Source organism: Roseovarius sp. MMSF_3281, assembly GCF_030733685.1.
GTDB lineage: Bacteria > Pseudomonadota > Alphaproteobacteria > Rhodobacterales > Rhodobacteraceae > Roseovarius.
On the sequence record NZ_JASHIM010000049.1, the window covers coordinates 1 to 8,340 of the forward strand.

The window sequence follows — 8,340 nt, forward strand, 5'->3', positions numbered from 1 at the left end:
GACACTGCCCGGCTCATTCCGGGATGCAGTGAGACATTAAGTTATTGAGATTTAAGGAAGATTAATTCCGGTGGCACTCAGTGAGAACGTATGACACAAGAAGAATACCCCTCCGGCGGGAGTATTTTGGAAAGATGAAAAATACGCGGCGTGGAGTCGTCTTAGCGCAGGGCGCGGCCTTTGAGGATGGCGCCTGCGCCGAACTTTTCGCGGATCGAGTCCGTGGCGCGTTCCGCGCTGGCGCGGGCATTGGCGTTCGGGTCGAGCAGATCGCCCGAGAGGTCGGCACTGTCTTGCGAGACGAAGTCCGAGAGGCCCACGCCGATCAGGCGGTAGGGGGCGTCGCCTTCGACCTGGTCCATGAGCCTGCGCGCTGTGCGGTAGAGCGTGTCGGCCAGTTGGGTGGCATCGCGCAAGGCGGTGCGGCGGGTGAGGATGGCGTGATTGGCGCGTTTGAGCTTGAGCGTGACCACGCGGCCGGCGATGCCCTTGGCCTTGGCGCGGTCCGAGACCTTTTCGGAAAGCCGCCAAAGGTGACCGTCGAGAATGTCGAGGTCGGCGGTATCCTCGGGAAAAGTAGTTTCGTTAGATATTGATTTCATTGGGGAACTTGCGCTGACGCGGCGGGCGTCCTGCCCCCGCGCAAGGTGCCAGAGACGGTCGCCCATTGACCCGAACCGCGCAATCAGATCGGTGTGATCCCAGCGCAGCAAATCCGAGATGGTGCGGATGCCCGCGGTGTCGAGCGCGCTGCGGGTGGCGGTGCCGACGCCCCAGATGAGGCCCACGGGCTTGTCGTGCAGGAAGGCGGCGGTTTCGGCCTGACCGATCACCGAAAAGCCGTGTGGCTTGTCCAGGTCAGAGGCAATTTTTGCCAAAAACTTGTTATGACTCAAGCCGATAGAGCCCGTGACGCCCAATTCGCTGCGCATGGATTTGACCAGTTTGGCAAGCATCACGGCGGGGGGGGCGCCGTGCAGGCGGGTGGTGCCGGTGAGGTCGAGAAAGGCCTCGTCCAGCGAGAGGGGTTCGATGGCGGGGGTGAGATCCTGCATCAGGGCGCGGATTTGGCGGGAGACCTGCGCATAGACCTCCATCCGGGGCTTGAGGACCACGGCATCGGGGCAGAGCCTGAGCGCCTTGAACATCGGCATGGCTGAGCGGACGCCGCGAATTCTTGCGATATAACAAGCGGTTGAGACAACTCCGCGCCGCCCGCCGCCGATGATGAGGGGCTTGCCTTCGAGGCTGGGATCGTCGCGTTTCTCGACGCTGGCATAGAAGGCATCGCAATCCATATGGGCGATGGAGAGGTCGAAAAGTTCGTCATGCGCGATGACCCGCGGGCTGCCGCAGGCGGGGCAGCGGGCAGCGCTATCGAAGGTTTCAAGGCAATCGCGGCAAAGTGAGGGCATGGCATGGCCAAGTTGTACGAGTCGTACGAATTGTACGTGGGTTTCGTACGAAACTCATCCCCGGTATGCAGAGTTTCGTACGAAACCGGTGTTTGGGGGCGCGATGCAGTTCGAGGGAGCCAAGCTGATCCTGTTTCTGGGAGCCGAATTGCTGATCCTGCGGCGCGATCATACGCCGGGAATCCCTTGGCCGGGATATCTGGACCTGCCGGGCGGTGGACGCGAGGGCGACGAAACCGCCGAAGCCTGTGTCTTGCGCGAAACCCGCGAGGAAATCGGCCTGTGGCTGGAACCGGAGGATTTACGCTGGCGGCGGTTTTACGAGGCGCCGCGCCCGGTTTGGTTTTTCGCGGCATGGCTGGCGCCGGGGCGGGCGCGGGGCGTGCGGTTTGGCGGAGAGGGTGTGGGATGGTGCCTGATGGCGCCGGAGGCATTCGTGGCGCATGACGAGGCAATCCCGCATTTTGCCGAGAGAGTGAGGACGGTTCTGGAGGAGGGGCCACAGGGGTGATGCGCGCCGGTCGCGCGCCCAGATCAGACCTCCAGACCTTACGAGGGTGTCCCCCGGTAGCGAAAGACACCCGTGGCGGTCGCAATCAGGTTTCCCAGATCATCCGTCACCTCGGCCTTGGCAAAAAAGGTTTTGCGCCCGCCGCCCGTAACGTGACCTTCGGCAATCAGGCGCGTGCCTTGTGCTTGGCTGATGTAGTTGACGGTCATCGACAGGGTGAGCGCCATTTGGCTTTTGTCGGGGTCGCCCGTGAAACATCCGGCAAAGCCCATGGCGGTATCCATCAAGGTGGCGTGTAGCCCGCCGTGAGGGAGGCCTTGCCGGTTGGCGACATGCGGGGCGATGGGCACTTCGACGCGGGCGTAGCCCTTTTGCCAGTCGGTTGTCTCAATCCCAAGATGCGCCGCCATGGCAGAGGGTTTTTCAAACAGGTGACTGTTGTCCTGTGTCATGTGTCGTTCTTTCGCAAGTCGGGGTGGCTGTAATCGGCGCACTGCCGGCGCAGGGTGAGCTTGGAGATTTTGCCGGTGGCCGTGAGGGGGAGGTCATCGGCGAAGAGAAGATCATCAGGTAGCTGCCATTTGGCGAAGTGATCGCCCATGTGGCTGTGAATGTCACCCAGGCTGGGCCGCGTGTCGCCCTCGGGGACCACCACGAGAACCGGGCGTTCACCCCATTTGGGGTGTGGAACGGCGATGATGGCGCAGGTTTTCACCAAGGGGTGCGAGATGGCGGCGTTTTCAAGGTCGATGGAGGAAATCCATTCGCCCCCCGATTTGACCAGATCCTTGGCGCGGTCGTGGATGATAAGCTGTCCTTCGGGGGTAAGGGAGGCGACATCGCCGGTGCCGAACCATCCCTCGGCATCCATCGCCGCCTTGGTGGCCTCGGGGTTTTCGTAATAGCCGGTGATGACGGTGTTGCCGCGCACGTAAAGTTCGCCCACGGATTCGCCATCGTGGGGGACGCGGTTGCCGTCGTCATCGACCAGTTTGAAATCGAGGCCGAATTTGCGGCGGCCCGCGCTGGTCTTGATTTGCATCTGCTCGGAGAGCGGCGCGTCTTGCAGCCGGGGCGGGACAACGCCATGGGTGCCGATGGGGCTCATTTCCGTCATGCCCCAGGCTTGGGACACGGTGACGCCGAAGCCCTCGTAAGCCTCGGTCATGCTGGCGGGGGCGGCGGAGCCGCCGACCACCAGATCGCGGAAGGCATGGGGGGCACGGGTTTTGGCCTCGATCTCGGCCAGAAGCCCGGCCCAGACGGTGGGCACGCCCCAAGCGGAATAGACATCGTGGTCTTCCATCAGTTGCCAGAGGCTTGGCCCATCAAGGTGGCGGCCCGGCATGACCATGGTCATGCCTGTGAGCGGCGCGTTGTAGGGCAGGCCCCATGCGTTGACGTGGAACATCGGGACGACGGGCATCACCCGTTTGCCGGCGGCGAAACTGCTGGTTTGGGCCAGTGGCACGGTCAGGGCGTGAAGCACCGTTGAGCGATGGGAATAGAGCGCGCCCTTGGGGTTGCCCGTGGTGCCGGAAGTGTAGCACAGGCCCGAGGCGGTGTCCTCGGGGAACTCGGGCCAGTCGCAGGTTGTGGGCTGCCCGGTCAACAGGTCTTCGTAGCAGAGCGCGTCGAGGGGGGTGTCGGGCATATGCGCCCGGTCGGTCAGGATGATGTAGCGCAGGCCCTTGGGGGCCCCGTGGGCCACGGCCTCGGCCACTGGCACGAGGCTTGGGTCGATGCACAGGATGCTATCGCCCGCGTGATTGAGGATATAGGCCATCTGTTCGGGCGAAAAGCGCGGGTTCACCGTGTGGCAGACCGCGCCGATGCCCGCGAGGGCATAGTAAAGCTCAACATGGCGGTGGGTGTTCCATGCCAATGTCGCCACGCGGTCGCCCATTTGCAGGCCAAGCGCGTCGAGGGCATGGGCCAGTTGCGCGGTGCGTTGCAGGATTTCAGGATAGGTGGCGTGGTGAATATCGCCCTCGTCCCGGGCCGAGATGATGCCTTGATCGACAAAGGCTTCGGCGGCGTGGGTGAGGATATCAATGATCCTCAGCGGGCGATGCTGCATCGTGCCTTTCATCTGGTTGGTCTCCTCCCCCCGTCGCGCGGTTCGGTGACGGTGGCACGAAAGCGGGGAGGGTTCAATTGCCGTGCATGAAACGACCCGGGTGCGTCGGGATTTGCACGGTATTGGCATTGGCCTTGTGGTGTGTTTGGTGAATGCGAACCGTGCGGAGGGCGAGATGCAGGATTTTGACGGCAAGGTTGCGCTGGTTACCGGCGGGCGCAGCGGTATGGGCGCGGCGACCGCGGCGCTTTTGGCAGCGGGCGGCGCGCGGGTGTTTACCGCGCAGCGCGGGGATGAACCGGTGCACGAGGGGATCGCGGCGGATTTCATGGACCCGGGGTGCCCCGAGCGGATTATCGGCGAGGTGATCGAGCGGGCCGGGCGGTTGGACATGCTGGTGAATTGTGCCGGGTTGATGCGCGAAGGCACGGTGGAGGAAACCTCCGAGGCCGACTGGGCGGCGACGCTTCAGGTGAACCTGACGGCGCCGTTCATGATGATCCGCCACGCCATGCCGCACTTGAAACAAGGCGGTGGGGCGATCGTGAACATCGGCTCGATCGAGGGGGTGGGGGCGAACCCGCGCCACCCGGCCTATTGTGCCAGCAAGGGGGGCTTGCATGCCCTGACGCGGGCCGTGGCGGTGGATCATGGCACTGACGGTGTGCGGTGCAACGCGGTGGCACCGGGGTGGATTGATACCGAGCTGAACAACGATCTCATCGAAAGCCTTGGTGATCCGGCGGCGTTTCGCGCAAGGATCGGTGGTATTCATCCGCTGGGCCGGACGGGTCGCGCCGAGGAGGTGGCGGCCCTCGTCGTCTGGCTTTTGTCGGATGCGGCGGGTTTTGTCACCGGGCAGGTCTGGAACGTGGATGGCGGGCGGATGGCCCGGTTGAGCCTGCCGTGAGGTCTTGACCTTCGCGCGTCGAGGCCGCATGTGCAGGGCAGCCAAGGGGAGCATTTGCCATGTCGTTCGACCGCACCGTCAAGATTGCACCATCCATCCTATCCGCCGATTTCGCCAACTTCGGCCAGGAGATCGAAGCCGTCGAGGCGCAGGGCGCGGATTGGATTCATGTGGATGTGATGGACGGGCATTTCGTGCCGAACCTGACCTTCGGGCCGCCGATGTGTGCGGCCATTGCCAAGCACATCAACACGGTGATGGATGTGCATTTGATGATTGCGCCGGTGGACCCCTATATCGAGGCTTTCGCCGAGGCGGGGGCGGATGTGTTGACCGCGCACCTGGAGGCGGGCGCGCATACCCACCGCACGCTTCAGGCCATTCGCGGGGCGGGGTGCAAGGCGGGCCTTGCGCTGAACCCGGCGACGGGGCTGGAGGAGGTGGACTACCTTCTGGACATGGTGGACCTGGTTTGCGTGATGACGGTGAACCCCGGCTTTGGCGGGCAGAAGTTTATCCATAGCCAAGTGGAGAAGGTGCGCCGCTTGCGCGAGATGATCGGCGACCGGCCCATTCATATCGAGATCGACGGCGGGATCACCCCCGAGACCGCGCCCTTGATGACAGCGGCGGGGGCGGATGTTCTTGTCGCCGGTTCGGCGGTGTTCAAGGGCGGCAGCGTGAGCGACCCCGCGCCTTATGGCGAGAATATCCGCGCCATTCGGGCGGCTGTCGCGGGCTGAGGTGGTTTCGGGGGCTTTCCCCCCGCCGCCCTGCGGGCGACTCCCCCAGAGTATTTTGGGAAAGATGAAGCTGGGCGGCCTCACTGCGAGGAGGGCTGCAAAGCCTGATCGAGCGCGTCTTTGAGCGGCGTCAGGTCGTCGATTTTCAGGCGCACGGGCAGGGTGATGACCTTTTGCCGGAAATCCTTGGGCAGGCGCACGGCGTCTTTTTCCGTGGTCACCAGTTGCGCGCCCAGGAGTTTCGCCTCGCCTTCCAGCCGGGTCATCAGCGATTGGGTGAGCGGTTGGTGATCTTCCAGCGCCTCGCCGCGGGCGAGGGTGGCCCCGAGGCTTTGCAGGGTGGCGAAGAATTTGCCCGGGTGGCCGATGCCCGCGAAGGCCAGCGCGCGCATGTCGGACCAGTCCATCCCGGTTTGCAGCGGCTCAAGCCGGCCGGTGAGGTGGGGAATGGCGATATGCCGGCCATAGGTTTCCGCGAATTGCTCTTGCGCGGGGGGCGGGCCGATGGAGAGCAGCAGGTCGGCGCGGGCGAGGCCGGGGCCGATGGGTTCGCGCAGCGGGCCTGCGGGCAGGCAGCGGGCATTGCCGAAGCCCTTGGCGGCATCCACCACGATCAGGGTGATATCCTTGGCCACGTCAGGGTTCTGGTGGCCGTCGTCCATGACGATCACATCGACGCCTGCGGCCTCGGCCGCTTGGGCGGCGGAGGCGCGATCCTTGGCGATCCATGTGCGGGCGAAGGCGGCGATGAGGAGGGGTTCATCGCCCACCTCTTCGTAGTTGTGGCTGCGTTCGTTGACCTCGACCGGGCCGGGGAGCGAACCGCCGTGGCCGCGCGAGATGACGCCCGGCGTCAGTCCCTGTTCGACAAGCCATTGCACGAGGGCGATCACGGTGGGGGTTTTGCCGGTGCCACCCGCATTCAGGTTACCGACGCAGATCACCGGAACGCAGGGCCGGACCCTGGGCGCGCGGGCCACGCGGCGGGCGGTGGCCCTGGCATAGAGGTGGCCCAAAGGGGCCAGCAGGCGCGCGCGCAGGCCGGGGCGGCCGGGCGGTTTGAACCAGAAGCGGGGGGTGCGCATCACTCGCCCTCCAGTGCATCAAGGGTGTCTTGCACCAGGTCGAGGATTTGATCGGTGACACCGGCCCCTTCGGAGGCCACATCCCAGGCGGCATGGGCCATGGCGGCGGATTTATCGGGCGGGATCAGCGACAGCACGGCGGCGGCGAGGCTGTCGGCATCCTTGACGATGCGGGCAGCGCCCGCCTCGGCGTAGCGCGAATAGCTGGACAGGTAGCGGCGCACATTGGGGCCATAGAGGATGGCCGAGCCATGGGCGGCGGGTTCATTCGGATCGCGGCCCCACTGCCCGGCCTTCAGCGAACTGCCCATCAGGGTGATCTGCGCGATGCGATACCATAGCCCCATTTCGCCATGGGTATCGGCCAGAAGCACCTGGGTCGTTTCCTCGGGCAGGGCCCCTTCGGACCATAGCACATGGCGCCAGCCGTCTTCGGTGAGCTTCGCCAGGAAATCGGGGCTTTGGGCCTTGTCGTCGGGCACAAGGACCAGAAGCGAGCGGTGGGCCTGTCGGCTGACCTGGCGGTGGGCGTCGAGGATGGTGGGCAGTTCATCGGGGTGAGCCATGGCGGCAAGCCAGACCGGCCGCCCACGCAACAGCCCGGCCAGCTCTTCGCGGTCGGTTTCGTTGTAGGGCAGTGAAACGGTGCCTTCGCGGAAGGGGCCGGTAATGGCGATATCCTCGTCCCCGAGGCCGAAGCGGCGCAGCATGCGCGCGGTCGTGTCATCCCGGGCCATGACCTGGGTGAAAAGGCCAAGCAGGGCGCGTGGCATATCCGGGATCCAGCGCCAGCTGCGGCGGGTGAGGAGGGTGTCCTCGGCATCCACGAGGTAGAGCGGGACATCGGCCTTGTCCGCACAACTGAGCAGGGCAGGGAGCAGATTGCCGCCGGTCCACAGGCAAAGCGCGGGTTGCCAGTGGTTCAGGAAGGCTTCGGCGCTGGCAATCGTATCTTCCGGCAGGGGCTGCAGGATGACCGATTTGCTGTGGCGGTTGACCGGGGCGCTATCCTCGGGCGTGGTGAGCACCATGTGAAGGCCCGGCCGTTGCGCCGCGAGGCGTTCGGCCAGTTGCACCAAGGCATCGGCGCGCCCTGCATCGACGGCATGGGCCCAGATCACCGCGCCCTTGGGGCGCGGGATGCTGGGGGTGCTGTGACCGTTGCCGCCACGTCGGGCATAGGCCAGGTAGGCCGAGAGCGAGAGAGAGGTCGCCATGCGGTTAGCCCGTCGTGAAGGGCGTTTGAGAACGGGGCAAATGGGCGGGGCACGAGGCCATGGCGTAGTGTCCTTGGGCGGGTCCGGCGTGGCCGCTGACCCTATTCTATTGCTTTGCCGCGTCAAGCGGAAGGGGCGCTGTGCCATCTTGACGGGGGGCGGTAGATGCGCGAGTGGGTTCTGACCCGAGATGAGTGCGAGGCCCGCCAAGCATGAGCAAGCCCTTTTTGATCCTGCAATTGCGCCCCGAGTGCGAGGCCGCCGATGATGAATTCGCGGCGATCCTGCGCAAAGGCGGATTGGACGAGGGGCAGGCAAGGCGCGTGCGGCTGGATCGGGCGCCCTTGCCCGCCGATCTGGACCTGGACGACCTGGCGGG

Annotated in this window: 8 protein-coding genes and 1 pseudogene; 4 read left to right on the plus strand and 5 right to left on the minus strand. The window is 64.9% G+C overall.

What is annotated here, in order from left to right; all coding sequences use genetic code 11:
* Positions 1 to 161: 161 nt before the first annotated feature.
* Positions 162 to 1,415 carry a DNA polymerase IV gene (locus tag RBB32_RS21150; RefSeq protein ID WP_306155728.1) on the minus strand — a complete coding sequence of 418 codons (1,254 nt, stop codon included), beginning with the start codon at positions 1,413 to 1,415 and terminating at the stop codon, positions 162 to 164.
* Positions 1,416 to 1,518: 103 nt separating this feature from the next.
* Here RBB32_RS21150 and RBB32_RS21155 point away from each other — a divergent pair, with 103 nt between their 5' ends.
* Positions 1,519 to 1,926 carry an NUDIX hydrolase gene (locus RBB32_RS21155; RefSeq protein WP_306155729.1) on the plus strand — a complete coding sequence of 136 codons (408 nt, stop codon included), beginning with the start codon at positions 1,519 to 1,521 and terminating at the stop codon, positions 1,924 to 1,926.
* Positions 1,927 to 1,964: 38 nt separating this feature from the next.
* Here RBB32_RS21155 and RBB32_RS21160 read toward each other — a convergent pair whose 3' ends face one another.
* The gene (locus RBB32_RS21160; protein WP_306155731.1) at positions 1,965 to 2,378 is read right to left on the minus strand and encodes a PaaI family thioesterase; all 414 of its coding nucleotides are present in this window, start codon (positions 2,376 to 2,378) and stop codon (positions 1,965 to 1,967) included.
* The gene (locus RBB32_RS21165; protein WP_306155733.1) at positions 2,375 to 4,018 is read right to left on the minus strand and encodes a long-chain fatty acid--CoA ligase; all 1,644 of its coding nucleotides are present in this window, start codon (positions 4,016 to 4,018) and stop codon (positions 2,375 to 2,377) included. Before RBB32_RS21165 ends, RBB32_RS21160 begins: the two co-directional genes overlap by 4 nt.
* Positions 4,019 to 4,088: 70 nt before the next feature.
* Here RBB32_RS21165 and RBB32_RS21170 point away from each other — a divergent pair, with 70 nt between their 5' ends.
* Both RBB32_RS21170 and rpe read left to right on the plus strand, forming a co-directional pair.
* The gene (locus RBB32_RS21170) at positions 4,089 to 4,916 is read left to right on the plus strand and encodes an SDR family NAD(P)-dependent oxidoreductase (RefSeq protein ID WP_306155735.1); all 828 of its coding nucleotides are present in this window, start codon (positions 4,089 to 4,091) and stop codon (positions 4,914 to 4,916) included.
* A gap of 59 nt (positions 4,917 to 4,975) precedes the next feature.
* The gene (rpe, locus tag RBB32_RS21175; protein WP_306155737.1) at positions 4,976 to 5,659 is read left to right on the plus strand and encodes a ribulose-phosphate 3-epimerase; all 684 of its coding nucleotides are present in this window, start codon (positions 4,976 to 4,978) and stop codon (positions 5,657 to 5,659) included.
* An 80-nt stretch (positions 5,660 to 5,739) separates the two neighbouring features.
* Here the strand turns inward: rpe and lpxK are convergent, their stop codons facing one another.
* Together lpxK and RBB32_RS21185 are read right to left on the minus strand one after the other, a co-directional pair.
* The gene (gene lpxK / locus RBB32_RS21180) at positions 5,740 to 6,744 is read right to left on the minus strand and encodes a tetraacyldisaccharide 4'-kinase (protein ID WP_306155745.1); all 1,005 of its coding nucleotides are present in this window, start codon (positions 6,742 to 6,744) and stop codon (positions 5,740 to 5,742) included.
* Entirely contained in the window at positions 6,744 to 7,961 is a 1,218-nt protein-coding gene (locus RBB32_RS21185) for a 3-deoxy-D-manno-octulosonic acid transferase (protein ID WP_306155747.1), read from the minus strand. Before RBB32_RS21185 ends, lpxK begins: the two co-directional genes overlap by 1 nt.
* Before the next feature lie 212 nt (positions 7,962 to 8,173).
* On the opposite strand from RBB32_RS21185, the pseudogene RBB32_RS21190 reads away from it, so the two are divergent.
* Positions 8,174 to 8,340, plus strand: a pseudogene (locus RBB32_RS21190) (glutamine amidotransferase); the annotation flags it as partial.

Bases quoted from the DNA above. Each gene is read 5' to 3' on its own strand.
- lpxK (WP_306155745.1), bottom strand. From the start codon at position 6,744: ATGCGCACCCCCCGCTTCTGGTTCAAACCGCCCGGCCGCCCCGGCCTG.
- RBB32_RS21185 (WP_306155747.1), bottom strand. From the start codon at position 7,961: ATGGCGACCTCTCTCTCGCTCTCGGCCTACCTGGCCTATGCCCGACGT.
- RBB32_RS21150 (WP_306155728.1), bottom strand. From the start codon at position 1,415: ATGCCCTCACTTTGCCGCGATTGCCTTGAAACCTTCGATAGCGCTGCC.
- RBB32_RS21155 (WP_306155729.1), top strand. From the start codon at position 1,519: ATGCAGTTCGAGGGAGCCAAGCTGATCCTGTTTCTGGGAGCCGAATTG.
- RBB32_RS21165 (WP_306155733.1), bottom strand. From the start codon at position 4,018: ATGAAAGGCACGATGCAGCATCGCCCGCTGAGGATCATTGATATCCTC.
- rpe (WP_306155737.1), top strand. From the start codon at position 4,976: ATGTCGTTCGACCGCACCGTCAAGATTGCACCATCCATCCTATCCGCC.
- RBB32_RS21160 (WP_306155731.1), bottom strand. From the start codon at position 2,378: ATGACACAGGACAACAGTCACCTGTTTGAAAAACCCTCTGCCATGGCG.